Origin of the sequence: Pseudomonas asgharzadehiana (genome assembly GCF_019139815.1) — a bacterium.
Taxonomy (GTDB): Bacteria; Pseudomonadota; Gammaproteobacteria; order Pseudomonadales; family Pseudomonadaceae; genus Aquipseudomonas; species Aquipseudomonas asgharzadehiana.
Genome location: NZ_CP077079.1, coordinates 2,608,735 through 2,635,720 on the forward strand (window position 1 = coordinate 2,608,735; position 26,986 = coordinate 2,635,720).

23 protein-coding genes are annotated in these 26,986 nt (G+C 61.9%); 11 read left to right on the forward strand and 12 right to left on the reverse strand.

The window, feature by feature from the left end; translation table 11 throughout:
- Window positions 1–19 precede the first annotated feature (19 nt).
- From KSS96_RS12075 to oxdA, 3 genes are all read right to left on the reverse strand, one after another.
- Window positions 20–1,534, reverse strand: a complete 1,515-nt coding sequence (locus tag KSS96_RS12075; RefSeq protein ID WP_017528322.1) for an amidase — start codon at window positions 1,532–1,534, stop codon at window positions 20–22.
- A gap of 151 nt (window positions 1,535–1,685) precedes the next feature.
- Complete coding sequence (locus tag KSS96_RS12080) at window positions 1,686–2,552, reverse strand: transporter (protein ID WP_068932193.1); 867 nt, start codon at window positions 2,550–2,552, stop codon at window positions 1,686–1,688.
- A gap of 80 nt (window positions 2,553–2,632) precedes the next feature.
- Window positions 2,633–3,691, reverse strand: a complete 1,059-nt coding sequence (gene oxdA / locus KSS96_RS12085; RefSeq protein ID WP_017528324.1) for an aliphatic aldoxime dehydratase — start codon at window positions 3,689–3,691, stop codon at window positions 2,633–2,635.
- A 505-nt stretch (window positions 3,692–4,196) separates the two neighbouring features.
- On the opposite strand from oxdA, the gene KSS96_RS12090 reads away from it, so the two are divergent.
- Complete coding sequence (locus KSS96_RS12090; protein WP_217856353.1) at window positions 4,197–5,132, forward strand: AraC-like ligand-binding domain-containing protein; 936 nt, start codon at window positions 4,197–4,199, stop codon at window positions 5,130–5,132.
- Window positions 5,133–5,241: 109 nt separating this feature from the next.
- Here KSS96_RS12090 and KSS96_RS12095 read toward each other — a convergent pair whose 3' ends face one another.
- The 7 genes from KSS96_RS12095 to KSS96_RS12125 form a co-directional block, all read right to left on the reverse strand.
- A complete protein-coding gene (locus KSS96_RS12095) occupies window positions 5,242–6,654 on the reverse strand; it encodes an aldehyde dehydrogenase family protein (protein ID WP_017528326.1) in 1,413 nt (470 codons plus the stop codon).
- Window positions 6,651–7,709, reverse strand: coding sequence for a homoserine dehydrogenase (locus KSS96_RS12100; RefSeq protein ID WP_017528327.1), 1,059 nt, complete (start codon window positions 7,707–7,709; stop codon window positions 6,651–6,653). Before KSS96_RS12100 ends, KSS96_RS12095 begins: the two co-directional genes overlap by 4 nt.
- A 175-nt stretch (window positions 7,710–7,884) precedes the next feature.
- Window positions 7,885–8,322, reverse strand: a complete 438-nt coding sequence (locus KSS96_RS12105) for an Lrp/AsnC family transcriptional regulator (RefSeq protein WP_017528328.1) — start codon at window positions 8,320–8,322, stop codon at window positions 7,885–7,887.
- A 22-nt stretch (window positions 8,323–8,344) separates the two neighbouring features.
- Window positions 8,345–9,724, reverse strand: coding sequence for a threonine synthase (gene thrC / locus KSS96_RS12110; protein WP_065877834.1), 1,380 nt, complete (start codon window positions 9,722–9,724; stop codon window positions 8,345–8,347).
- Window positions 9,725–9,741: 17 nt separating this feature from the next.
- Window positions 9,742–10,632, reverse strand: a complete 891-nt coding sequence (locus KSS96_RS12115) for a LysR substrate-binding domain-containing protein (protein WP_017528330.1) — start codon at window positions 10,630–10,632, stop codon at window positions 9,742–9,744.
- A gap of 56 nt (window positions 10,633–10,688) precedes the next feature.
- Entirely contained in the window at window positions 10,689–12,119 is a 1,431-nt protein-coding gene (locus tag KSS96_RS12120; RefSeq protein WP_017528331.1) for an amino acid permease, read from the reverse strand.
- Window positions 12,120–12,235: 116 nt separating this feature from the next.
- On the reverse strand, window positions 12,236–13,474 hold the full coding sequence (locus KSS96_RS12125; protein WP_017528332.1) for a cystathionine gamma-synthase family protein: 1,239 nt from the start codon (window positions 13,472–13,474) through the stop codon (window positions 12,236–12,238).
- 286 nt (window positions 13,475–13,760) lie between these two features.
- Between KSS96_RS12125 and KSS96_RS12130 the strand changes: the two genes are divergently transcribed.
- On the forward strand, window positions 13,761–13,904 hold the full coding sequence (locus KSS96_RS12130; RefSeq protein ID WP_017528333.1) for a hypothetical protein: 144 nt from the start codon (window positions 13,761–13,763) through the stop codon (window positions 13,902–13,904).
- Between the two features lie 88 nt (window positions 13,905–13,992).
- Window positions 13,993–14,772, forward strand: coding sequence for a FadR/GntR family transcriptional regulator (locus KSS96_RS12135; protein WP_017528334.1), 780 nt, complete (start codon window positions 13,993–13,995; stop codon window positions 14,770–14,772).
- 113 nt (window positions 14,773–14,885) lie between these two features.
- Here KSS96_RS12135 and KSS96_RS12140 read toward each other — a convergent pair whose 3' ends face one another.
- Window positions 14,886–15,611: an oligogalacturonate-specific porin KdgM family protein gene (locus KSS96_RS12140; RefSeq protein ID WP_017528335.1), complete on the reverse strand. Its 726-nt coding sequence runs from the start codon at window positions 15,609–15,611 to the stop codon at window positions 14,886–14,888.
- 358 nt (window positions 15,612–15,969) lie between these two features.
- On the opposite strand from KSS96_RS12140, the gene KSS96_RS12145 reads away from it, so the two are divergent.
- From KSS96_RS12145 to KSS96_RS12180, 8 genes are all read left to right on the forward strand, one after another.
- Window positions 15,970–17,124, forward strand: coding sequence for a mandelate racemase family protein (locus KSS96_RS12145; protein WP_026067292.1), 1,155 nt, complete (start codon window positions 15,970–15,972; stop codon window positions 17,122–17,124).
- Between the two features lie 72 nt (window positions 17,125–17,196).
- A complete protein-coding gene (locus tag KSS96_RS12150) occupies window positions 17,197–18,807 on the forward strand; it encodes an ABC transporter substrate-binding protein (protein ID WP_068932191.1) in 1,611 nt (536 codons plus the stop codon).
- Between the two features lie 45 nt (window positions 18,808–18,852).
- Window positions 18,853–19,866, forward strand: coding sequence for an ABC transporter permease (locus tag KSS96_RS12155; RefSeq protein WP_370737731.1), 1,014 nt, complete (start codon window positions 18,853–18,855; stop codon window positions 19,864–19,866).
- A gap of 46 nt (window positions 19,867–19,912) precedes the next feature.
- On the forward strand, window positions 19,913–21,517 hold the full coding sequence (locus KSS96_RS12160) for an ABC transporter substrate-binding protein (RefSeq protein ID WP_065877838.1): 1,605 nt from the start codon (window positions 19,913–19,915) through the stop codon (window positions 21,515–21,517).
- A 32-nt stretch (window positions 21,518–21,549) separates the two neighbouring features.
- Window positions 21,550–22,467, forward strand: coding sequence for an ABC transporter permease (locus KSS96_RS12165; RefSeq protein ID WP_217856355.1), 918 nt, complete (start codon window positions 21,550–21,552; stop codon window positions 22,465–22,467).
- A 15-nt stretch (window positions 22,468–22,482) separates the two neighbouring features.
- Entirely contained in the window at window positions 22,483–23,322 is an 840-nt protein-coding gene (locus KSS96_RS12170; protein ID WP_068932190.1) for an ABC transporter ATP-binding protein, read from the forward strand.
- Between the two features lie 11 nt (window positions 23,323–23,333).
- Window positions 23,334–24,110: an ABC transporter ATP-binding protein gene (locus KSS96_RS12175; RefSeq protein ID WP_065877842.1), complete on the forward strand. Its 777-nt coding sequence runs from the start codon at window positions 23,334–23,336 to the stop codon at window positions 24,108–24,110.
- A 50-nt stretch (window positions 24,111–24,160) separates the two neighbouring features.
- Window positions 24,161–25,963, forward strand: coding sequence for a glycosyl hydrolase family 28 protein (locus KSS96_RS12180; protein WP_217856357.1), 1,803 nt, complete (start codon window positions 24,161–24,163; stop codon window positions 25,961–25,963).
- A 23-nt stretch (window positions 25,964–25,986) separates the two neighbouring features.
- On the opposite strand, the gene KSS96_RS12185 is transcribed toward KSS96_RS12180, so the two are convergent.
- Entirely contained in the window at window positions 25,987–26,985 is a 999-nt protein-coding gene (locus tag KSS96_RS12185) for an NADP-dependent oxidoreductase (protein ID WP_068932189.1), read from the reverse strand.
- Between the last annotated feature and the right edge of the window lies 1 nt (window position 26,986).

Genomic DNA, 26,986 nt, shown 5'->3' on the forward strand with positions numbered 1-26,986 from the left:
GCTGCATGGGACGAACCGGTCAGGCGTTTTTCCAGTCGACAGCCGCTTCGAACGCGGCGGCAGCCTGGTAAATCGTGCCTTCGGCATAGTGCTTGCCCACAAGCATGAGCCCGACCGGTAACCCCTCCACCAGGCCACAGGGAATCGACATGGCCGGATGGCCGGTGATGTCCTGGGCAGAGGCGTTGCCGATCATTTCCAGAGCGCGCGCCACGTAATCGGTGATCGAGCAACCCGGCTCCGGGTGGGGCTGGGCAATGATCGGCACGGTCGGCATCACCAGCAGGTCATAGCGTGCCAAGGCCGCGTCATAACCGGCCCGTGCCAGCCGCCTGAGGTTTTGCGCCTTGGCGTAGTAACGCCCGTTGTAGCGCTCGACCCCGTATTGGCCGACGAACATGCACAGCTTCAGGGACGCGGACAGGTCATCCGCCTGTTCGCGCCATCCGGCTTGTTTGTCCAGTAACGCAAGGTCGTACAGCCCTTTCCAGTTAAAACCGGCGCCATTGCCGTGCATCATCTGCATGGTCAGACCTTCACAGCCGATCGGGTGCCACAGGGCGCCGGCAATCGCATGTTCGGCAACCGACACGTCCTCCACCTGCGCGCCCAACCGCTCAAACTGGGCAATGGCATTGCGCACCGAGGCGGCGACGCGCGGGTCCTGGTTGGCCAGTTCAAAGCCTTCGCGCAAAACGCCGATCCTGAGCCCTTTCACACCACGGTCCAGGTAAGCGCTGTACGTGTCGACCTGCGGCGCGGCCTGGCGCGGGTCGAGGCCGTCGGCGCCGGCCATGACCTCCAGCATCAACGCGTTGTCGCGCACGGTGGCAGTGATGGGGCCGGCATGGTCGATGGTTGCTTCAATGGCCATGATGCCGGTGTAAGGCACCAGGCCGTGGGTCGGTTTCATCCCGTAGGTGCCGCAGAATGCGGAAGGAATCCGGATAGAGCCGCCTTGATCTCCGCCCACCGCCAGGTCGACCTCGCCCGCGGCAACCAGCGCCGCGCTGCCGGAGGACGAGCCACCCGAGGCAAAACCGTGACGGTAGGGGTTATGCACCGGCGCCGGGTCGGAGGTGTGACTGCCGCCGGACAGGCAGTAATGCTCGCAGGTGGCTTTGCCGAGGATGGTTGCGCCCGCATCCAGCAGGCGGGTGACAACGGTGGCATCGAACGCGGGCACAAAGCCCTCCAGCGGCTTGGCGCCGTTCATCATCGGAACGCCGGCCAGCGAGATATTGTCCTTGAGCGCAACCGTCTTGCCCGCCAGCTTGCCTTCGCGGGCACCGTTGACTTCGGTGCGGTAATACCAGGCGTTGAGCGGGTTGTGCGCCGCCGAGGGGCGATAGCCCGCAGTGCGTTCATACCGCGTCGGCGGGACGAAGTCGGGCAGTGCGTCAATCAGGTCATAGGCGTCGAAACTCGCCTGCATAAGGGTCAGGTATTCACTGGCTTGCTCGGGGCTGAGCCGCATATGCAGGCGGCTCGTCATGTCCAGTAGCTGCTCAAGGGTGGGGCGAACGATTGCCATGGAGGGCAGTCCTTATCGTAAGTGGCCTGGCGCTCAAGATAATCCGCGCCTGCGGGCAGAGGCTTGGTTGAAACGGACAGCGACTTGGCTGGGCCGGACACCCCCCGGCGCTGAGCGCGAGGGGCGGTCGGCCGCTGTCTTCGGGAGCGCCTTAAAACACGCGCGCGTAGCGCAGGTTCATCCGGAAGTCCTCCCTGGCCCCGTTGTCCACCGACAGGTCCTTGCCCAATTGCAGCTGGATCTGGTCCTGGGGCGTGACGAACTTGGTGGCCGTCAGGCGCACGTTGGTGGTTCCCAGTTCGTTATCTTGGTTGACGTGCTCGATGTTGGTCTCACCGCCCCAGGTCCGTCCGAAGCCGATCCCGAACGCGGTGGTGGCATCGGGCATATAGCGCCCCATCACCTGTGCTGCGTAGGACACGTCCTGCTTTAGCCGGTCGGCATTGGCGCCGTAGTCGGTGTTATCGCCATACCAGGTCGCGCCGCCCACCATGTCCATCGCCCAGTGTTCCGTGAAGTGCTTGACGTAGGCGCTCTGCAGTTCGAATTTCCAGCGGTTCTCACCGATGTTGAGCGCGTCATCTTTGTCGTAGGTGCCCGTGGGCACATATACATAGGGGGCGATACTGAGGGTGTCGCGAGCAGCGTTGAACCGCCACTTCAGCGGCGCCGTCAGGATCAAGTCGCCAATCCCGCGCGTACTGCCCAGGGCCGAGGCGTCACCGTCGCTGGAGACGTGCCCAAAGGGCAGCAGGAACTGTGGGTCGATAGTGACGGTGTCGCTCAACGCATACACATGCAGCAGACGCAGGATGCCGACGTCAGAATTCAGCCTGAAATCCGAGCTTGCCTTATGGCCGTTGGCGTAGGCCGAGTCGGTGGTGGCGTGCTGGTAATAGATCGCACCGATGGTCGCGCCCACGGGGTATTGCTCATAGTCGCCAGGGGCGACCTCAACGGCCTGAGCCTGGAGCATCGGCAATACCGTGGTAAGTGTCAGCAAGCGGATCTTGTTCATGGTGTGTTCCTCGCAAAGGGATGCCGTGCCACCCGGTAAGGTGGCAAGCCAGCGAAAATGGGCGTTCAGCGTGCGAATGCTCAGGCGGTTGCCGCTTGTGCGTCCCGCAGCATCCCGGTGTGCGGATGGCAGTTGATGTATTCGAAAAGCTGACTCTTGGCGTCCGACACCGACACTTCGTGGTACAGCCGTAGCTTTTTCAAACCGGCGGCCACACGGAAGAACGTCACGAAAATGCGCAAGTGGGTAGGGTGCGACTCGGCCCAGCGTTCGAGTTTCTCCACCGAACGCCAGTGGCCGATGTTGTAGCTGACATCGAGAAAGTTGCCGTCCAGGTCGATATTGCGCACGAACCGGTTGCTGTAGCAGCCCAGGGGTTGGCCGTTGTCACGCAGGAAGTCCATGCCGTCCTGCAGGGTCGGCAGGATTTCGTCGAGGTACAGCGAGCGTTCGTCCGCCTCGGCATCCGCCCAGTCCTGGCCTGAACGAATCAGCGTTAGGTTGTCATGCCCCATGACCACGACACGCCCACCCTTGGCCGGGTCACCCGCGATCACTTGCAGTTCGGTCGTAGGCTTCATCCAGTCTGTCTGGGAGATGGGGAAGCGGTCGCGCATCGAGCCCCAGTAACCGTGTTCCTCGATTTCGCCACTGGTCGTGTCCATGACCGCGCCGACACCGGGCAGGTTGTCCTGGAAGGCGTACAGCGTCTCGAATTGCTCGGCACGCGGCGCGCTGATTTCACGGAAATAACCCAGGCCGTCGCTGAGGCGGTCCTGCGAAGCCCACCAGTCGTTCACCGGCGCCGAGCGCAGCCAGCGACAGTGGGCGCCGGGGTCTTTCCAGTAGCCCACGACAATCAGATTGTCGAAGCCGCTGCTGTCGGTGTGGTGGGTCAGATCATGGGTCTGCGGGCCATCGGCCAGGCTGAAACTGCCGACGATGTGACGCATGGCTTGCAGTGCGGCCTCGCGCTGGGCCTCGCCGCGATATTGCACGCCGAGGTAAGCCATCACCACCTGTTCCAGCTGTTCGTCAGCGCGGGCGACCCACATCGGGAAGGGCGGTTGATACTCGTCGGGCACCCGGCGGGACAGGGTGCGCGGGCATTTGAGATGGGTGTCGATTGCAGATTCCATGGTGAGCTCCTCGTTATTTTCGTTCAGGCCTACGGGTGGGCGTCAGCGCTGCGGCGGTAGCCGCTCGATGCAGCAACTTCATGGCCCCCCATTCGATCAACCAACAAGCCGACTCTTCAGGTACCAGGTCGCGCACCTGTAGAAGCCAGGAGGCATCAGACAGGCGTTGTGCGTAGGGTCGATGCATGGCGTGCCTCATCAGCGGGGGTATGAGCTGCTGTGAGGAGGAAATTAGGCGGGACGGCGAGGGGCCGCTTGGTTCGTCAAGACAACCGTTTGGTTGGAAAAGACACGCTGGAACTGCCGGCCCGCCGATGATCGTCGTTGGTGCACGGCGACCTTTAAGTGAGCAGGGCGAAGGCAACCTTTGCCGCCCCGGCGCGCGGATAACCAGGTTGGGCGCCTGGGGCCGATGAAAATGTGCTTGGCCTATTAATTGCTAACAGTGACAGGTCAGTTACACCTTCTCGCGCTGTTACGACATCGCTGTACCGAGGTCCGTGCCATGAACCCAAGCACCCAGTATTCGACCCTTGCCGTTCCTGCACCACGTCGCTTTGATTACTGGAAAGAAGTGGTCTGTCGCCATTGCCTGGCGGCCGATAGCAAACCCTTGTCCCAGAGCAGTTTCGATGGCGCGCTGGCGGTCACTACCGTCGGCGATCTGGACCTGTGTTCACTGTCCTCGCCACTGCATTATTGGGAGCGCTCCGAGCGGCACCTGCGCAGCGGTCCGGCGGAGGATCTGTGGTTGGGTTTCGCTCGAAATGGCCATGGTCAAATTGAACAAGGCTCAAGAAAAGCCAACCTGGCCGCGGGCAATTTGTTTCTTTATGACGCAACCCAGGCGTTTCGATTCAGCTTCGGTGGTACCGAAAACCACTTGGTGCGGATTCCGCGAGCCTTGCTCACCGAGCGTCTGCCGCGCATTGCGGAGTACACCGCAATGGTCCTCGATGACCGCCGCCCTGGCGTCATTCCCTTGCGTGAAATGCTGCGTCAGGCTGCGAATACGCCGGCGTCGTTGCAGGATGAGCACATCGCCACGCGTTATTCGACGGCCTTGCTTGACCTGCTGGTGCTCAGCCTGGAACTCCAGGACCTGAACACCACCCACCAGGAACTGGACCTGTACGGGCGCATCATGAAGTACATCCAACGGCATCTGACCGAGCCGGACCTGTCGATCGAAATCATCGCCCAGGCGCACAATGTGTCCACCCGTACCGTCACGCGCGCCTTTGCCCGGTACCAGAAAACCCCTGTGGCGGAAATCTGGAAAGAGCGCCTGAACGCCAGCCGTGAAGCGATTGAACGCGGTCAGGTGCGCAGTGTGTCCCAGGCGGCGCTGGACTTCGGGTTTTCTGACTTCTCTCATTTCAGCCATGCGTTTCGCAAAGCCTTTGGGGTGGCGCCGAATACGCTTTTGCGCCGCGATTGAGGTGCTGATCGGCTTTCGCCTTTGACTGCGCAAGCGGCTTGATCAGCGGAAAAACGCATTGGGCGGTTGGCTGGACCGGCCCAATGCACAACTACCTGATTTGCATCGCTCAACCCAGCGTGTTCAAACACACCACCTTGGGTTGCGTCATTTCCTCATAGGCGAAGCGCACCCCCTCACGGCCCAGGCTGCCGTATTTGGAACCGCCAAACGGCATCGCATCGAAGCGATAGTCGGAGGAATCATTGATCATCACGCCGCCGGCTTCGATCCGGCGAGCAGCGGTCATCGCCGTGGCCAGATCGCGGGTGAAGATCCCGGCGTGCAGGCTGTAGTCGGGTTCGTTGGCCAGTGCGATGGCTTCCTCGAACGATTCAAACGGCTGCAACACCACCACCGGCGCGAAGACCTCGTTGCGCCAGAGGCGGCTGGCGTGATCGACGTTTTCCAGCACCGTGGCGGCGTAGCAGGCGCCCTGGCGCCGATGCCCGCAAAGCAACGTGGCGCCCTGGGCCAGTGCGTCGGCCACCACGCGCTCGGCATTCTGTGCCGCTTGTTGGGTGATCATCGGGCCGATATCGGTGGTGGCAAGCAGGGGGTTCCCGACCGTCAATGCCTCGGTCTGGCTGACGAATCGTGCCCGGAACGCCGCATAGATCGACGCATGCACCAATAGCCGCTGGGTGCCGATGCAGTTTTGCCCCGCCGCCCAGAACGCGCCCGATACGCAACTCGCCACGGTGGCCTCAAGGTCGCAGTCCGCCATGACGATCACCGGGGCGTTGCCGCCCAGGTCCATCGCCAGTTTCTTCAAGCCCGCGGTGCGGGAAATCTGCTCGCCGGTGGCAAAGCCGCCGGTAAACGAAATCATGCGAACTTCCCGCGCCGCCACCAGGGCCTTGCCCAGCTCGGCACCGCCGGTGGCAACCGTGACCACCGATTCGGGCAGCCCGGCCTCGACCAGGTACGCCACCAGTTTTATCGCCGACAACGGCGCCAGTTCGGACGGTTTGAGAATCACCGCGTTGCCACCGGCGATGGCCGGCCCGAGTTTATGGGCCACCAGGTTCAATGGGTCGTTGTAGGGCGTGATCGCGACAATCAACCCCAGGGGTTCACGGGTGAACCAGCCCTGACGCGACTCCGAGCCTTCGTACGCATCGAATGGAATCACTTCTCCGGCATTGCGCTTGGCTTCTTCGGCAGACAACTTGAGGGTGTTGATACACCGCTTGACCTCCTTTTCGGCCTGCTTGAGGGTCTTGCCGGCTTCGTCGACGATCAGCCGGGCGAACGCCCGGGCGTCGCGTTCAACGTGCAAGGCGGTCTGTTCGAGGATCTGCGCCCTGCGGTAACGCGGCAACGCAGCGCAAGCGCGAACGCCGTGGCGAGCCTGTTCCAACAGGTGCGCAACCTGCGACGCACACACGTCCGCGACGGCACCGACCGGCGTACCGTCAAAAGGGTTGAAGACCTGGATCTGCGGTGCCACGACAGTGCGGGCCAGATTCGAGACGTTCATGGGCATGTTTTCCGGTGCTGTGTGGCGCATTGATGGAGGCTGATGATGTCCGACAGCAGCGCGAACGCGGTTTCCGTGCGCCCGGCGCCAGGCCCCGAAACCGTCACCGTGCCGATCAGGTCGGTGGTGAACGACACCGCATTGGTGGCGCCGCCGATGCTGGCCAACGGATGATCGTTGCTCAACAGGCGCGGCTCGACGCTGGCGCTGACCGAGCCGTCGGCATTGCGTGTGGCGGCGCCGATCAGTTTCCAGCGGGCATTGTTCTGGCGAGCCTGCTCGATGTCGCCGAGGGTGAGGGCGCTGATACCGTTGCAGCGCACATCGTTGACATTGATTTTTGCATCGAGCAGTTCGTTGGCCAGGATCACCACCTTGAGGCGTACGTCATGGCCTTCGACATCCGCCGTCGGGTCGGCTTCGGCATACCCCAACGTCTGCGCCTGTTTGACCGCCTCGCTGAAACCCAGGCCGCTCTCCATGCGGGTGAGCACGAAGTTGGAGGTGCCGTTGAGAATGCCCTCGAAACCGCTGATGGTACTGCCGGCCAGCAACTGCCTGGCCAGGCGGATGACCGGCGTGCCACTCATCACCGACCCTTCGTATTCAAAGCCCACCTGGTTGCGCTGGGCCAGAGCCTTCAACGCGGCACCGTGCAGGGCAATCGGCCCTTTGTTGGTGGTGACCACATGTTTGCCGTTTTCCAGCGCCCAACGACAGAACGAAGTTGCCGGCTCACCATCCACCGGGTTGGTGAACGTGGCTTCGGCAATCATGTCGGCGCCGCAGTCTTTGATCACGGCTTCATTGCTTGCCGTCGCGTCGCCGCCCGGCAATTGCGCCAACGCGCCTTCGACCACGGGCAGCGCGGCCAATGCGGCGGCATCCAGCCCTTGTCGGTTGATCACCGAGCCTTGGAACAAGTCGGTAACGCCGACGATTGTCAGGCTGAAACCCAACTCGGTTTTCCAGCGCTCATTACGCTCGGCAATCAGTTGCGCCAAGGCCCGGTTGACACCGCCGAAGCCGACCAGCGCCAGTTTGTATTCAGTCATTTTTTTATTGCCCCTGATCTGGGTGAGGAGTGGTTGTGCTCTAGGTTAAGGGCGCTACCAGGGCAGTGAAATATGCCGATTTGCTCTATTTTATGGGCGTTTTGACCAAGGAGCGGCGCATACGCCGGGCATAAAAAAAGCCAACGCAGGTTGGCTTTTTTATCGCAGCGACGGCTCAGACCACAGACGATAAGACGAAGGACGTCACGGTGTTTTCCACGCCCGCCAGCGCCGAGATCTGGGTCCACACCTGGTGCACCCGCTGCGGGCTCGTTGCGCCGACGCGCAGCATCAGGTCGAACTCACCGCTCATCACGTCGCACTGGATGACTTCGGGTATTGCGCGCAGTGCCTGCAATACATCCTCGCCGCGCATACGGTCATAGCGATAGACGAAGATCACCGCATTGATCTGCGCGGCGGCTTGTCGCCCGTCGCCGGTGAGCACCGTATAGCCCAGGATGGCGCCGTCACGTTCCAAACGTTCGATACGCTGGCGCACAGCGTTGCGCGACAGGTTGACCTTGGCCGCCAGCTCCGCGTGGGCGGCCCGGGCGTTGAGCCTAAGCTCGGCGATGATGCGTTCATCGAGAGGGTCCAGAATGCGCTTCATTGAGCCTCCAGTGACGGCGCCCTCACAGCGCGTCGAGCTGTTGAAGGAGCAGGGCGATATTGTCGGGCCTGATCCGCTGATGCGCCGGGCCGTTGTGCTGCGCGCTGCGGCACGCCGGGCGCGGCACACTGATCCCCAGTTCGTCGAGCAGCGCCGCCGATTTGACCGGCGAGATTTCCCCCAGCGTGACCATGGGCGCCACCAGGCTGCGCCGGTACAGGCGGGCGGCAATCACGCCGGTGGCGGTGTGGGGGTCGACAATGTAGCCGGTGTCACGGTGCAGCGCGATTATTTCGTTCAGGGTTTCCTCATCGCTGACCGCATAGGAGTCAATGATCACTCGCGCCCGCAGCCAGCAGTCATTGGCGATGGTCATTTCGCCGCTGGACTCCAGCCCGTCCATCAACGCGCGCACCGCGTCGGCGTCGTGTTCGTATACCTCCCAGAGAAAACGCTCCAGGTTGGAGAAGGTCGAGAGGTCCATGGCCGGTGACAAGGTCTTGTTGGCGCGCAGCCTGGAATAATGGTTCTTCAAAAACAACTGATGCAGGGCGTCGTTGGTATTGGTGGCGACGATCAGTTGGGTGATGGGCAAGCCCATCTTCTGGGCGATATAGCCGGCATAGACTTCAGCGAAACTCGCCGCCGGCACGCTGAAGCCGATCGGCCGCTGGCCGCCGCCCAGTTGCAGGACCGCGTGGAAATACACCACCAGTTGTGCCAGCACGTTGACCCAGTTGCTGGAGTTGAAGCTGATCGCCGCGTACGGCGCGCACGGCCACTGTTTGAACAACCCGCTCACAATGCCCTGGCACTCATCGAAGCTACCGTCGACAGCGAACAGATGCACATTGGGCTGCGCCACCGCCAACAGCGCCTGCAACTGATGCGGGGGCACGCCGCGCTCGGGATAGAGCGCCACCACGTGGGCCTCGGCACTGTGTTTGAACGCTTCGATGGCGGCCAGGCCGGTGTCGCCATTGGTGGCGCCGAGCAGCACTGCGCGTCGACCCCGCTGCTGCAGAAAATGCTGCACCAACTGCGCCTGCAGTTGCGCGGCAAAATCCTTCGAGGAACAGGTAGGGCCGTGGAACAGCTCCAGCACCCATTCATTGCGGTCGACCTGATGCAACGGCGCTACGGCACGGTGCTGGAACCGACTGCTGGCTGCGTTGAGCAGGCGCTTGAGGTCTGTTTCAGCAATCGCCGCCCCCACAAACGGTCGGATGATCCGATACGCCAGTTCGGCGTAGGGCAGGGTTGACCAGTTAGCGATGTCCTGGGGCGCGAACAACGGCAGCGCCAAAGGGACGAATAACCCGCCGTCATCGGCGATGCCGGATAATACAACCTGTTCGAAGTCGGCCTGCACGGCCGTGTTTCGGGTACTCACGTAGCGCATGGTTTGGCTCCGGCCACTTATTTATAACGGTGTGCCTGCTCGACCAGCCAGGTGGAAAACATCACGGCGTCGGGATGCTCGTCGGCGCCGGAACCGCGTACCAGGTAAAACGATTCGCTGGCTTCGATGCGCTGGTCGAAGGGTTCAACCAGGCGCCCGTCGTGGAGCATTTCGTCGACCATTGAAGAGCGGGCCAATGCAATGCCTTGCCCTAATTCCGCCATACGCAATGTCGAGATCAGCGTATCGAACTGCAGGCCGCGCGATGAGTCGACCGCGTCGGCGCCGACCATCTTCAGCCAGTAGCCCCAACCCTCTTCGTACCCCAGCACATGCAATAGCGTGTGCTGGGCCACGTCGCTTGCCGCCTTGAGGGGCGAGCGCGTCATCAGGGCCGGCGAGCAGACCGGAAACAGGGTATCCCAGGTCAGGCGCTGGGACACCAGGCCGGGCCATTGGCCATGGCCCCAGCGAATCTCCATATCGTCTTCGCCATCGAGTTCCTTGACCCAGATATTACTGATGTAGCGGATATCGACGTGCGGGTGCAACTGACGGAAGTCCACCAGCTTGGGCGCCAACCAGTGCACGAAAAACGCCAGGCTGCCGCGCACCTTGATGGGGCGGCGTTTGTGCTGACCAAAAATCTCGCTGGTACCCACCGCCAATCGCGTGATCGCATCCTGCACCACCGGCAGATAAGCCTGGCCTTCTTCGGTCAGGCCCAGCCCGCGAGGCAGGCGTTTGAACAGCGCCACCCCCAGATGGCTTTCCAGTTGGCGGATCTGTTGGCTGACCGCGCCCTGGGTCAAGCACAGTTCGTCGGCGGCGTGGGTGAAGTTCAAGCAGCGGGCGGACACCTCGAAGGCCCGCAGCCAGTTCAAGGGGGGGAGCGGCTTTTGCTTCATGGTCTGGACCTCATTGACGCTGCACTGAGCACGCTGACCCACGGCGTCGAACGAGCCTAGAACGCATCGGACGGTTGCACTGTGGAGGCGAGCGACAAGCGTCGCTCGCGGCTGTTGCGGGTAATGTAATACACGAAGTAGCACCAGGCGATGAAGGGCACGCCAAAGTACAGCGCGACCCGCTGTTCCGGGTCAAAAGCGATCCCCACACAGGCCAGGCTGCAGCAGGCCAGCGCGCCCAGCGGCACCCACGGGTAACCCCGGACGCGGAACTTCAGCGCGCGCACATCGCCGCCGTTGGCCACATAGTGCCGGCGAAAGGCAATTTGGCTGGCGGCGATGCTCATCCACACCACCACCACCGCCAGCCCGGAAATCGATACCAGTGCCAGGTAAACGGTGTCGGCGGCGAACACACTGCTGAGCAGGGACGCGCCGCCGCCGATCATGCTCAGGATAATGGCATTCAACGGCGTACCCATGCGGGTCAGCTGCGAGAACTGCTTGGGCAGGTGACCCTGGTCGCTCAAGGTCCAGAGCATCCGTGAGGCGGCGTAAAGCCCGGAGTTGGCCGCCGACAACAGCGCGGTAATGATCACAAAGTTCATGATGTCGGCCGAGTAGGGGATACCGATGTAGGTGAACACCGTTACGAAGGGGCTTTCCACCAAACCGGCCTGTTCGCGTGGCAGCAGGGTGGCCAGCACAAAGATGGTGCCGACAAAAAAGACCGCCAGGCGCAGCACGGTGGTGCGAATGGCTCGCGGCACATTGCGTTGAGGGTCTTTGGTTTCGCCGGCGGCGATGCCGATCAACTCGGTGCCCGAGAAGGCGAACGAGACCGCCAGCAAGGTCATCGCGATCGACATGAAACCGGTGGGGAACAAGCCTTCGCGAGTAAAGTTAGCCAAGCCGATGCTGTGCGCCTGGTCGATATTCAGCAGCCCGAGAATGGCCCCGCCGCCGATGGCCAGGAACACCACCACCGTCACCACTTTGATGAGCGACAACCAGAATTCGGTCTCGGCAAACAGACGGACCGAGACCACGTTGGTAAGGAACACCGTGCCGGCGAACAGCGCACTCCAGATCCATACGGGCGTGTCCGGAAACCAGCGTGTCATCAAGATACCGGCAGCGGTGAACTCCGAACCAATGGCCACGGTCCATGTCAGCCAGTACAGCCAGGCCACGGTGTAGCCGGTGCCGGGGCCGAGAAAGCGCGTGGCGTAAGTGCTGAACGAGCCGGTTTCAGGCATCTGCACCGCCAGCTCACCCAGGCACATCATGACCATGTAGACCATCAGTGCGCCGATGATGTAGGCGATGACCGCCCCTAAGGGGCCGGCCTGGTTGACGGTATAGCCGGACGTCAGGAACAGCCCGGTGCCGATCACGCCGCCCAGGGCCAGCATGACAATGTGGCGGGTCTGCATTTCCTGTTTGAAACCGGCGCGCGCGTTGAGTTTTTGTTCTTTTATGGACATGGTTGTTCTCATGAAAGTTGTTAGGGCAGGTCGGAACCTCGCCACTTGGTTTTATTATTATTCCTCTTCATGAAACGCCCCACAGACGGCCCTGTCGTGGGGTTTGAGACTTGCGTTCAGGCAGGCTGGTGGCTTGTTTCCTCGCGCAGGCAGCGCACAAACGCGAACGCCTGTTTCAGGTCGTCGAGCAAGTCGTCGGTGTCCTCGATCCCCACCGAAACACGCACCAGCCCTTCGGAAATACCCAGCGCCAGGCGTTCTTCAAGCGTGTTTTCCACGTGGCTGGTGGTGCGGGCCGGGCCGTAGATGGTTTCGACCGCACCGAGGTTGCCGGCGCAGTGAGCAAATCGCAGGCGCGGCAGCAGCACCTTGACCGTGTCCATGCCGCCAATCAGCACAAAACTGACGATGGCGCCAAAACCGCCCATTTGCGCGCAGGCCACTGCGTGGTTCGGGTGGCTGGGCAAGCCGGGGTAATTGACGGACGCGACCAAGGGTTCAGTGCACAGAAACTCCGCCAGGGCATGGGCGCTGCGTTGTTGTTGGCGCATGCGCAGCACCAGGGTTTTCATGCCGCGGATGATCATGTAGGCCGAGAACGGGTCGAGCGTCGCGCCATTGATTTCGCGGTAATGCCGAACCTTGCTCATCAGCGCTTGAGCGCCGCAGACCAGGCCGCCCAATACGTCGCCGTGGCCACTGAGGAATTTGGTCGCGCTGTGGATGACCACATCCACCCCCAGCGCCAGCGGGTTCTGATTCAGCGGTGTGGCGAACGTGTTGTCGGCCACCACCAGGGCGCCGACGCGCTTGGCCGCTGCCACCAGGCGCTGGATATCGAGGATTTTGAGGGTCGGGTTGGTCGGCGTTTCCAGGTACAGCACCTGACAGCCTCGGGCGATTTCGCGTTCGATGGCCTCGTGGTCGAACGTTTCGCACAAGGTGACCTCCACGCCCATGCGCGGCAGGAATTCTTCGAAAATCTTGTTGGTGCCGCCATAACTGTCCTTGGTGGACACCACGCGATCGCCGTGGGCCAGGAAGGTGTAAAGCACGCTGCTGATGGCCGCCATGCCGCTGCTGAACGCGACGGCGGACTCGGCCATTTCCAGCTCGCTGATTTTGGCTTCGAGGGTTTCGACCGTCGGGTTGCTCATTCGGCTATAGATGAAGCCTGGAGCCTTGCCCAGCGCCACGTCATACCAGACGTCGATATCGTCGTAACCGTAAGCCGCGCTGACCACGATGGGGGTTTGGGTGGCGTTGTAGGGGTGCCTGACTTGCTCTCCACCCCAGACCGCTCGGGTCCCGGCGCCCGCATTATCAAGCCCTGCGCTGTCAGGTTTTTTGTTCATTGAGACTACTCGCACTGAAGAGGCGTGAACGTTGGTTCGTTCACTGGATAGTGCGGCTCAATATAGGGACTGGCTGTGCGCCCGAGAAACGATGTTATCGGTGCCAAAGGGCAGCTTTTTTTAATGGGTAATACGGCTTGCCACCGGTTTTGCGTTGCCCGCCGCAACCACTTGTCAGGCCCTGAGCGGTTTTGTTGAACGTATGGGTCGGTCGGGCGGCCTGATAAATCAAGGGGCTGAGCCACTGCTTGGCTCGTTCATAAAACCCGTCAGCAGGTGACCCGTCATGAACAGATTCTGCCTGGTAATGTGCAGCATGTTGATGCTTCAGGGCTGTTTCGACAGCGCCGATAACACCACCAAGAACAACACCGATGGCAGCAAATCGTCGGTGCAAATGCAGGAGGGCAAGGCTCAAGAGAGCAAGTAACCGGGGTGTCCATCACGCGCGTCTACGTTGTCGTACAACCAATGCGCTATGATGCGCCTTCCTTCGTAAACCGAGACTTGTGTTCTTGATGGACAACCCGAACGTCCAGCCCACGGTTCGCCGCCGACACCGAAGCCTGGCCGAAGAGCTGGTCACCGAACTTTCCCGACGCATCTGCGCCGGTGAGCTGGCGCGTGGCACAAAGCTGCCGACCGAATCGCAAGTGATGGCCGAGCACGGCGTGAGCCGCACCGTGGTGCGTGAGGCCATCTCGCGTCTTCAAGCTGCGGGCCTGGTCGAAACCCGGCATGGCGTCGGCACGTTTGTGAAGGATGTGCCCAGCCCCAGTGGGTTCCGGATCGACCCAGAGACCATCGTGACCTTGCAGGATGTGCTGGCGGTGCTTGAGTTGCGCATCAGTCTGGAAGTGGAGGCGGCGGGGCTGGCGTGTGTGGGGCGTACCGATGAGCAGTTGCGGGTGATGCGCGACTCGTTGGATGCGCTTAACTCGCGAGCGGTGAGTGCCGATTATGCGGTATCGGCGGACTTCCAGTTTCACCAGCAGATCGCGCTGGCCACCGGCAATCGCTACTTCACCGATATCATGCTGCATCTGGGGGTCAACATCCTGCCGCGTACGCGCCTGCACTCCAAACGCTTGGCCAACGACAACAAGGAGCCCTACCTGGAGCGCTTGAGTCGTGAGCATGAGGATATCTACAAAGCCATCCTGCGGCGCGATGCCGACGCCGCTCGTGCCGCGATGCGCCTGCACCTGTCCAACAGCCGCGAGCGTATGCGCCGTGCCTACGAAGCGGCTGCCGCGCAGTTGTCGCACGGCCCGGCCGTAGTAACCGCGCGGCCCTGAGCCGGCAGCCCGGCCCAACGGAGGCAGGCTGCTCGTGGCGCTTTACTGCTGGTTGACTGCGTGCCACTTGCCTGGCGAGCGATGCGCACAAGCAAGGCAAGTGGCGCGGGGCATTACATGAAGTTGTACTGCACACCCAGGCGCCAGCGTGCCTGGCGGTCTTCAGAGGTGGCGTTGACCTTCACGTCGCCGATCTCCATGAACGGTGCCCATTCCTTGGTCAGTTTGTATTTGACGATCAGGTTCTGTTCGTAGTCGTTCTTCTTGTTGTCGTAGCGAATGTAGTCCGTCTTGAAATAGATGAACTGGTATTCGTACGCCCATTTGCTCGCCGGCGTATAGCCGAGCCAGCCCTCAAAGCGGTGGGTGGTCTGGTCATCCTTGATGTGGTCGGGCAGGTCTTCGTCGACCTGGTCGCGATCGAGTTTTTTGGTATCCAGCCGGTAGCGCGTCGCCGCGTAGAAAGCATCGTTGATCTTGTAGTTGTACTTGAGGCCGAGCTTGTAGGTGGTCGAGTCCTTCGAGCTGTCCATCTGGAATGCCGGGGTCAACGTCGACTGCGGGCTGAGCTTGTAGTTGTAGCTGACGGTGAACTCGTGACCGTTGTTGACCAGGTTGTCATAGGCGACGTCTTCGCGGTCCCCGGCGGTGCGGTATTTCATTTCCGCTTCAAAACCCAGGCCACTGTCCAGGCGGTAATTGAGCTTGATTCGATCAGCGTGGGCGCTGTCTTCCTCGGTGAACTGGTGGCGGTAGTTGATGCTGGCAGAGTCAGCGCTGACATAGAGCGGCAGGCTGAGGGCCAGGGCAGTGACGAGCGTGCGTAGGGTGGTGTTCATACGGTCTTCTTTTTTGTTTTTGTTAGGGTCGTTTGAGGATGCTGCGGCAGTACGTTGTTGCGTATGGATCTCATCTATGCTGCCGATATACGTTATCGTACGACAAGACGACTCGTCTACGGGTTATCGGTGGTTTTGAAACATCTTGAAATATATGTACCCAGTGAATAGGGCTTTAAAGCCAATCCTGTTATTCCTTGGTTGTCTTTAAAAATCGGGCTTATGTGGGGTTTTGCCGAGAAAACCGCAGAAATGGAGGCGGATTATTGGGTCTTTTCAAGCGTTGTACGATGACCTATGATCGGTCGCAACAGACGACATTCCTGTCTCAAATCCAATAAGAAGGCTTAAGACGTCCATGAGAATCACAGCAGTCAACGTCCAGGTGTTTTCCTACCCGACCCGCCGCGCAGTGGACAGCGCCGGCCATGCTCACCCCGGTGATGTCTCCCAGGCGCAGATGGCGCTGCTGCGTATCCAGACCGAAGATGGCCAGGAGGGTTATGCCTTTGGCGCCCCCGAGTTGATCCGCCCCTATGTGCTGGACGGCTTTGTGCGCAAAGTGCTGGTGGGCCAAAACGCGTTTGACCGCGAGAAGATCTGGCACGACCTGGCGCATTGGCAGCGCGGCAGCGCCAGCCAGTTGACTGACCGCGCGCTGGCCCTGGTTGAGCAGGCGCTGTGGGATTGGGCGGGGCGCACACTGGGCGTGCCGGTGCACAAGTTGATCGGCGGGTTCCGCGATAAGGTGCCGGCTTATGGCTCGACCATGTGCGGCGATGAGTTGCCCGGCGGCCTGGCGACCCCCGACGACTACGGCCGGTTCGCCGAAACCCTGGTGCAGCGCGGTTACAAGGCCATCAAATTGCACACGTGGATGCCGCCGGTGTCTTTTGCGCCAAGCCCGCGCATCGATGTCGCAGCCTGTGCGGCCGTGCGCGAAGCTGTCGGGCCGGACATTGCATTGATGCTCGATGGTTACCACTGGTACAGCCGCACCGAGGCGCTGTACATCGGGCGCGAGTTGGAGAAGCTCGACTTTGCCTGGTTCGAAGAGCCGATGATGGAAGAGTCCGCCGAGTCCTATGCCTGGCTCGCGGGGCAGTTGGATATACCAGTGCTGGGCCCGGAAACCCTGTCCGGCAAGCACCTGAGCCGCGCCAGCTGGGTCAAGCACGATGTCTGCGATATCTTGCGTGCCGGCGTGGCGGGCGTCGGCGGTATTGCACCGTGCCTGAAGGTGGCGCATTTGGCTGAGTCGTTTGGCATGGACTGCGAGATCCATGGCAACGGCGCCGCCAACCTGGCGGTGGTCGGCGCCATCAAGAACTGCACCTGGTACGAACGCGGCCTGCTGCACCCGTACCTGGACTACGACGACGTTCCGGCCTACCTCAAGCGCCTGGTGGACCCGATGGACAATGACGGTTTTGTGCACCTGTCCGACTTGCCGGGCCTGGGTGAAGACATCGACTTCAACTACATCGAGACCAACACGCTTAAGAGCTTCTGACGTATACACGGCCCGTTCGGCATAAGCCGGGCTGGCCGAGAGCCCTATAAATATAAAAAAGGCACTCTTGTTATGACTATTTTCCCTTCGCTGTGGGCGCGGGTATTCGTCGCCGCCCTGGCCGTGACCGCGGTACCCCAGAGCTTTGCCAAAACCCCGGCTGATCAACTGATTGTCGGCATGAGCATGATCAACCTGTTGTCCCTGGACCCGGCGGCCGCCACCGGCCTGGACGTGTCGGAGATCAACGCCAACCTCTATGACATGCTGCTGGTGCAGGACGTCGCCCAGCCTGACCGCCTGGTGCCGGCGCTGGCCGAACGCTGGCAGGTCAGTGATGACCGCAAGACCCTGACCTTCAATTTACGCGACGGGGTGAGGTTCCAGTCCGGCAACACCCTGAGCGCCGAAGACGTGGCCTGGTCGCTGCATCGCGTGCTCAAACTCAACCTGGCCCTGGCGTCGACCTGGAAGGCCTACGGCTTCACCGCCGAAAACGTCGAACGCTATATGCGCGCCACCGATGCCGCGACCTTCGTGATAGAGCTGCCACGGCCGACCGATCCGCTGCTGGTGCTCAACACCCTGGCGACCTCGCCCAGTGCGTTTATCCTCGACCGCGAAAAAGTCCTCGAACACCAGAAAAACAACGACATGGGCGCCGCCTGGCTGGTGACGCATGCGGCCGGCAGTGGCGCGTTCGTGCTCAATGACTGGCGCGCCAACGATGTCATCCTGATGAGCCGTTTCGACGGTTACTGGGGTGGCCCGGCCAAGCTCAAGCGCATCGTCATGCGCAACATGACCGAGTCGCAGTCGTTGCGCCTGATGATCGAGCGCGGCGACCTGGACATCGCCAAAGGCATGTCCGCGCCGGACATCGAAGCCCTGCAAAAAAGCGACAAGGTGCGCACCCAGACCCTGCAACGCGGCACGCTGTATTACGTGGCGCTGAGCGTAAAGCAGCCGATGTTCGCCGATGCGCGCGTGCGCAAGGCCGTGCGTTCGCTGATCGATTACCAGGGCATCAACCAGACGGTCATGCCGCATTACGGCGTGATCAACCAACGGCCGATGCCGCTCGGGTTGGCCGCGCGCCTGCCCGACCCCGGCTATACGCTCAATGTCGAGCAGGCCAAGGCCTGGCTGGCCGAAGCCGGCTACCCGAACGGCTTCAAGACCACCATCCGCGTGCTGGCCGAGCCGCCATTCATCAACATTGCCTCCAACCTGCAGTCGACCCTGGCCCAGGCCGGTATCCAGGCCAGCATCATTACCGGCACCGGCAACCAGATCTATGGCGCGATGCGTGAGCGCAGCTTCGACATCATTGTCGGACGCGGCGGTGGCGGCGCAGAGCGGCATCCGCATTCCAGCCTGCGCACCCTGGTGTACAACCCGGATAACCGCGATGAAGCCAAGCTCACCAACTTTCAGGGCTGGCGTACTTCTTTTTACAGCGCTGAACTCAATCAACTGATCGAGCGCGCGGAAGTCGAGCCCGACGCCGGCAAGCAACTGGCCCAGTACCGGGATATCCAGGCGCAAGTCGATCAGCAGGTGGGGGCTATTTTGCCCGTCTCGCAAATGACCGACACCGTGGTGGTATACACCGACGTAGCCGACTTCCAGGGCCACACCGCTGCGACCACGCGCTACAAAGACGTCTACAAAAAGCGCTGATCGATTAATCAGGAGCTCACTATGTTTGTTATGACTGCCTCTGTCATGGGCGCTCGCGCTTCCAACACCCTGCGGCGCGCCAGCACCGTGCTGGTGACCTTGCTCGGCCTGCTGGCGCTGACTTTCATCATCGGCCGCGTCATGCCGCTGGACCCGGTGCTGGCCGTGGTCGGGCCCGACGCGGACGCGTCCACCTACGACCAGGTGTACCGCTCAATGGGCCTGGACAAACCGATCTGGACCCAGTTCGGGCTTTACCTCAACGACCTGCTCCACGGTGACTTCGGCAATGCGCTGTTGACCGGCCACCCGGTGCTTGACGACATCCTGCGCGTGTTCCCGGCGACCATCGAGTTGGCCACCCTGGCGATCCTGTTCGGCGTACTTATCGGCTTGCCACTGGGCGTGTGCGCGGCCAGTAACCAAGGCCGCCTCGGCGATCACGTCGCACGGGTGATCACGTTGTTCGGCTACTCCACACCGATTTTCTGGCTGGGCATGATGGGCCTGCTGGTGTTCTACGCCTGGCTGGGGTGGGCCGGTGGAGCGGGGCGCATCGACCTGGCTTATGACGGCATGGTGCCCGAGGTCACCGGCCTGCTGCTGATCGACACCAGCCTGGCGCGCGACTGGGACGCCTTCGCGAGCGCCTTGCGTCATATCGTGTTGCCGGCGCTGATCCTGGGCTTGAACTCGGTGGCGTACATCAGCCGCATGACCCGCAGCTTCATGCTGGAGCAACTGTCCCAGGAGTACATCATCACCGCGCGGGTCAAGGGTTTGTCCCGTCGCCAAGTGGTGTGGGGGCATGCGTTTCGCAACATCCTCGTGCAGTTGCTGACGGTGGTGGCGCTGGCCTACGGCTCGTTGCTGGAGGGCGCGGTGTTGATCGAAACGGTGTTTGCCTGGCCGGGGTTCGGCCAGTACCTGACCAGCAGCCTGATGCTGGGTGACATGAATGCGGTGATGGGCTGCGTGCTGGTGATCGGCCTGATTTTCGTCGCACTCAACCTGATCAGCGATGCCTTGTACAAGGTATTCGACCCGCGCACCCGTTAACCCAAAACGCGGCACGGATAAAACCAATAAAAACAAGGAATTTTCCATGACATTTTCGACACTGCACCTTGGCCTGTTCGCGGCCGTTCTCGCCCTCGGGCCGATGACAATGGCCCACGCCAAAACCCCGGCCGATCAACTGATCGTCGGCATGAGCATGGTCAACCTGTTTTCCATCGACCCCGCCAACGCGCCTGGCCTGGATGCGTCCGGCGTCAACGCCAACCTCTACGACACGCTGATCAAGCGTGACCAGGGCAACCCGGAAAAACACCTGCCACAACTGGCCGAGCGCTGGGACATCAGCGAGGACGGCAAGCAGGTGACCTTCCACCTGCGCCAGGACGTTAAGTTCCATTCGGGCAACCCGCTGACCGCCGAGGACGTGGCGTGGTCGCTGTACCGCGTGATGAAACTCAACTTCGGCCTGGCCACCACCTGGAAGGCCTATGGCTACAACCTCGACAACATTCAATCGCTGATTCGCGCCACCGATGCCCATACCCTGGTGGTCGACCTGCCGCAGACCATGGACCCGCTGCTGCTGGTGGATTCCCTGGCGATCTCGCCCAGCGCCGTGGTGGTGGACCGCAAGACCGCCCTGGCCCATGAAAAGAACGGCGATCTGGGCGCCGGTTGGCTGGTGACCAACGAAGCGGGCAGCGGCCCGTTCGTGCTCAGCAAATGGAGCGCCAACGACTCGCTGTTGCTGACCCGTTTCGACGGTTACTGGGGCGGCGCGGCCAAGCTCAAGCGCGTGGTGGTGCGGCACATGACCGAATCGCAGTCGCTGCGCCTGATGCTTGAACGTGGCGATCTCGACCTGGCCTATGGCATGGCCGCGCCGGACATTCGCGCCATCGACGGCTCGGACAAGATCCAGGTGCAGTCATTGCCACGGGGCACCATGTATTACGTGGCGATGAGCATGAAGCAAGCCGAGTTTGCCAAGCCCCAGGTGCGTGAAGCGGTGCGCAACCTGATCGACTACAAGGGCCTGGATGAACAGGTGATGCCGTACTACGGCAAGCTCAATCAGCAACCGATGCAGTTGGGGCTGGAGGCGCGCTTGCCGGACCCGGGTTATCACATGGACGTGACCAAGGCGAAAAAGCTGCTTGCCGAGGCGGGCTATCCCAACGGTTTCACCACCACCATTCGCACCTTGTCGGAGCCGCCGTTCATTGATATCGCGGCGCGCCTGCAAGCGACCCTGGCTGAAGGCGGGATCAAGGCCAGCATCGTCACCGGCACCGGCAACCAGGTGTACGGCGCGATGCGTGCGCGCAATTTCGAAATCATCGTGGCGCGGGGCGCCGAGCGTTATCCGCACCCGTATTTCAGCCTGCGCACCTTCGCCTACAACCCCAACAACAGCGACGATGCCGGCTTGCCGAACTTCCAGGGCTGGCGCGCCTCGTTCTTCAACCCGCAGCTCAACAGCCTGATCGACCAGGCCGGGGTCACCCGCGACTCGGCGCAGCGCATCAGCCTGTACCACCAGGCGCAGCACCTCTACGACCAGCAGGTGGGGCCGATCCTGATGATCTCGCAGATGACCGACACCGTGGTCAGCGCGGCCGACGTCAAGGGTTTCAGCGGTGACGATGCCGAGGCCACCCGTTACCTGGGTGTCTACAAGCAGCGTTGAGTGCTTCCAGAATTCACACAGAGAAGATGCTTATGAATGCCAATCTGTCTTCCATGGAAACGGCGGCGAAGCGCCCGGTGGATCGCTCCCCGGGCTCGAGCTTCGACGCCTTGTGCAAAAGCGGCGTGCGGGTGTTGCGACACCTGTTGCGTAACCCCATGACCCTGGCGGGCCTGCTGGTGGCGCTGCTGTTGGTGGTGGTGGCGGCTTTCGCACCGTGGATCGCGACCCACGATCCGGTGGCGCAGAACCTCGCCAATGCCTTGCAGGCGCCAGGCTCGGCGCATTGGTTCGGCACCGATGAATATGGCCGGGACATCTTCAGCCGCCTGGTCTACGGCTCGCGCATTACCCTGTACATCATTGGCCTGGTCACGGTGATCGTGGGGCCGATCGGCCTGTTTATCGGCACGGTGTCGGGCTATTTCGGCGGGGCGGTCGACACCGTGTTCATGCGCTTGACCGATATCTTTATTTCCTTTCCCAGCCTGGTCCTGGCGCTGGCGTTTATCGCAGCCCTCGGCCCTGGCCTGGAGCATGCGGTGGTGGCGATTGCCTTGACGTCCTGGCCGCCGATTGCGCGGCTGGCGCGGGCCGAGACCCTGTCGCTGCGCAATGCCGATTTTGTGGTCGCGGTGGAGCTGCAAGGGGCGTCGCCGGCGCGGATCATCCTGCGCCATATCGTGCCGATGTGCCTGTCGTCGGTGATCATCCGCCTGACCATGAATATGGCCGGGATCATCCTCACGGCCGCCGCCCTGGGCTTTCTCGGCCTGGGTGCCCAGGCGCCGTTGCCCGAATGGGGCGCAATGATCTCCACCGGCCGGCGCTACATGCTCGAATGCTGGTGGCTGGTGGTGGTTCCCGGCGCGGCAATCATGCTGGTCAGCCTGGCCTTCAACCTGTTGGGCGATGGCCTGCGGGACATCCTTGATCCGCGTAGCGAATAACCGGAGGACCACCTGATGTCCGCGATTAAATTGAATGTCCAAGGGCTTGACGTGCGCTTTGTCAGTGGCCAGAAAGAAACCCACGCCGTGCGCGATGTGTCCTTCACCTTGGGGCGCGAGAAACTGGCGATTGTCGGTGAGTCCGGCTCGGGCAAATCCACCGTCGGGCGCAGCCTGCTCAAGCTGCATCCGCCCAGTGCGAAGATCACCGCCAAGGCCATGACGTTTGGCGAAGTGGACTTGCTGTCGGCCAGTGAAAAGGCCATGCAGAAGATCCGGGGCCAGCGCATCTCGATGATCATGCAAGACCCCAAGTACTCGCTGAACCCGGTGGTCAAGGTGGGCGAGCAGATCGCCGAAGCCTACCTGGCCCACCACAAGGCCAGCCGCAGCGATGCCCGCGAGCGTGTGCTGCGGATGCTCGAACAGGTGCACATTCGCGACCCCCAGCGCGTGTACAACCTGTACCCGCACGAGGTGTCCGGCGGCATGGGGCAGCGCATCATGATCGCGATGATGGTGATTACCCGCCCCGAAGTGATCATCGCCGACGAGCCCACCTCGGCGCTGGATGTCTCGGTGCGCCAGCAAGTGCTCAACGTGCTGGAAGAGTTGGTGGACCAACAGCAGATGGGGCTGATCTTTGTCAGCCACGACCTCAACCTGGTACGTAACTACTGCGACCGCGTGCTGGTGATGTACGCCGGGCGCGTCGTCGAGTCTCTCGCGGCCTGCGACCTGCACTACGCCGAACACCCCTACACCCGGGGCCTGCTAGCCGCGCTGCCAAGCATGGACAACCGCCGCGCGCACCTGCCGGTGCTCAAGCGCGACCCCCTCTGGCTGACCCAATAAGGACCCTGAGCATGCCCATGATCCAAGCACACGCCTTGAACCTTAGCTTCGGCACCGGTGCCGCCATCAACCAGGTGCTGCACGACGTGAACCTGAGTGTGGCCGACGGCGAATCGTTCGGCCTGGTGGGGGAGTCCGGCTCTGGCAAGACCACCGTGCTGCGCTGCCTGGCCGGGCAGTACCGGCACTGGAGCGGCGCGCTGAGCATTGCCGGCGCACCGTTGCAGCACAAAATCCCCAAGGAACATTTTCGCAAGGTGCAGATGGTCTTCCAGGACCCCTACGGCTCCCTGCACCCCCGGCACACCATCGACACCGCCCTGCGTGAGCCGCTGATTATCCATGGGGTAGGGGACAAGGATGACCGCATCAACGAGATCCTGCTCAAGGTCGGCCTGAACGACAGTTTTCGCTTTCGCTACCCGCACCAATTGTCCGGTGGGCAGCGCCAGCGCGTGGCCATTGCCCGCGCGCTGATCCTGGAACCGCGCGTGCTGTTGCTGGATGAGCCGACCTCGGCCCTGGACGTGTCGGTGCAGGCCGAGATCCTCAACCTGCTGGCAGACCTGCGCCAGCGCGAGAAACTCACTTACCTGCTGGTCACCCATGACCTGGGCGTCGTCACGCACCTGTGCGACCGGGTGGCGGTGATGCAACACGGCAAGCTCGTTGAACTGCTCGACTGCCAGGCGCTCAGCCAGGACCAGGCGGTGCACGATTACACGCGCATGCTGGTGCAGGCCAGTCGTGACTTCAGCCAGGCGTCGGAACGCCGCCAGGTCGGCTGAAGCACGCCAGCCACACAACACGGATAACCGGCAACAACAAGGAGAACAACATGCCGTACCAACCCCCTCGAGACACCTTCGCACGCGCTGCCCTGGCCCTCGTCGCCCTCGGTTGCAGCCCGCTGTCCTGGGCGCTGCAGGCGCCGTCCGGGCTGCAAGTGCCGACGCTGGCTTACGATGACCGGCAGATTATTCTGGTGTGGGAAAAACCCACCGATCATGCCGATATCCAGGACTACCGGGTCTACGCCAACGGCACGCTGTTGGGCAGCGCCCATGCCAATAATGATCAGGTGTCGCCGGCCAAGCCCTATATCGACCAGTTCTACCGCCAAGACACCGCGCACTTTCACCACCGCATCGGCATCCACAGCTACACCGCACAGGGCCTCAAGCCCGATACCGCGTACCGCTTCACCGTACGTTCGGTGGATGGCAACGGCGCGGAGTCTGCCGACAGCCCCGCCGTCGTGCAGCGCACCACCCCTGTGGCGGCGCTGTTCGACGTGAAAAAATACGGCGCCAAGGGCGATGGCAGCCACCTCGACACGCTGGCGATCCAGCGCGCGATCGATGCGTGCACGCCGGGCTGCAAGGTCTTGCTACCCAAAGGTATCTACAAAAGTGGCGCGCTCTACCTCAAGAGCCACATGACCCTGGAGATCGCCGAAGGCGCAACCTTGCTCGGCTCTGAGCGCGCCGAGGATTACCCGTTGGCGGGCTACATCCAATATCCCTATTCCACCACCGTGCGCCCGGCGTCGTTGATCAATGCCCTGCCGCGCGATCCGCGCGCGCATCAGGCGTTCGAAAATATCCGCATCGTCGGCAAAGGCACCCTCGACGGCAATGGCTGGAAACGTAACCCGGATGTGATCGATGAGCGAGGCCGGGCCTTGCCGTTTTACCTGCCCAGCGACAACACCCGATATGCCCAGGACGGCATCCTCGCCAAAGCCCAGGTGGAGCAAGCCGTGGCGCGGGGCATGAATGTCAAGGATGCCTACGGGCAAATGCGCTCGTCGCTGATCACCCTGCGCAACGTCAAGAACGTGTTCTACGGCGGTTTCACCGTGGTGAACCCGGCGTTCCACGGCATCATGAACCTGGAGAGCGAAAACGTGGTGCTGGCCAATACCACCCATACGACCTACGACGCCAACAACGGCGATGGCATCGAGTTCGCCAACAGCAAAGGCGCAATGGTGTTTAACAACGTCTTCGATACCGGCGACGACTGCGTCAATTTCGCCGCCGGCACCGGTGCGAATGCGGTGCATCAACCGCCCCAGCAGGACGCCTGGATTTTCAATAACTACTTCCGCAAAGGTCACGGCATGGTGGTGGCCGGCAGTCATACCGGTGCGTGGATCCAGGACATCCTGGCCGAAGACAACGTCTCCGACGGCACCGACGCCGGGCTGCGCATGAAGAGCACCAACTTCATGGGCGGCGGGGCGCGCAATGTCATCTTCCGTGATTCGGCGCTGCGCAATACGGTCAAGCAGGCGTTCATCTTTACCCTGGATTACAACGACCCCAACGCCAAACTCGATTACCAGCGCTCCACGGTGGCCGGGCAGTTCAAGGACATCCACGTGAGCGATGTGAGCGTCGAGGACGCCCAGGGCCGGGCCATCGAGGTCAAGGGCGACAGCCAGCACAATGCCTACCACGAGGGGTTGGTGTTCCAGCGCGTGCGTTTTCGTGGCGCCGCCGGGGCACGGATCGACGGGTTGAAAAATTCGCGCTTCGAAAACGTGGTGTTCAGCCACTACGGCGTCGCCAACCCCTGGCAGGTGACGGGCAGTTCAGGATTGAGTTTCGAAGCAGTGCAGCCGGCACCCCAGTAGGGCACTGCGGTGTGAGGGGGCGGTCATTTCAGGCTGATGACCACCTTGCCTTTTGACCGCCCCTGTTCCACATAGCCCAGGGCATCGGCGGTCGCGTCGAACGGGAACACGCGGTCAACCACCGGTTTGATCGCGCCGGCCTCCACCAGCTGTTTGATCTGCTTCAGTTGGGCGCCGCTCTGGCGCATAAAAACGAAGTCATAGTTGAGGGTTTTCCTGCGTGCTTTGCGGCGGATACCGCTGCTCAACACACGCATGGCCAACCCCAGCACCCAGGGCAGCATGTGCGCCTGGGCGAACTGCGGTGTCGGCGGCCCGGAGATGGAAATGAGGCGGCCACCCGGCTTGAGAATGCCGAGGGATTTCTCCAGTTCGTCCGCGCCCAGGCTATGCAACACCACGTCGTAATCGTGCAGGGCGCTGTAGACGTCCTGCTGTTTGTAGTCGATGACAACATCCGCGCCCAACGCCTTGACCCATTGCACATTGGCGCTGCTGGTAGTCGTCGCGACGAAGGCACCCAGATGCTTGGCGAGTTGGATAGCGATGCTGCCGACGCCACCGGAACCGGCCTGGATAAACACCTTTTGGCCTTTTTTCAACTGGGCGGTTTCCACCAGTACCTGCCATGCCGTCAGCGCCACCAGGGGCAGGGCGGCGGCATGTTCCATGTCGATGTTGTCGGGTTTCAACGCCAGCGCGTCTTCATGCACCGCGATCAACTCGGCGAAGCTGCCGATGCGCGCGTCGGGCGCACGTGCATAAACCTCATCGCCGGGTTTGAAACCGCTCACGGCGGCACCCACCTGGATCACCACGCCGGCCAGGTCATTGCCCAATATCAGCGGGAATGCATACGGCAGGATCAGCTTGAACTCGCCCGTTCTGATCTTCGAATCCAGCACGTTGACGCTGGCGGCGCGCACTTGGACCAATACGTCATGGTCGCCCACCTCAGGCGTGGGAACCTCGCCGATGCGTCCGTTGTGTTTGCCGTAACGGTCGATCAAAAATGCCTTCATG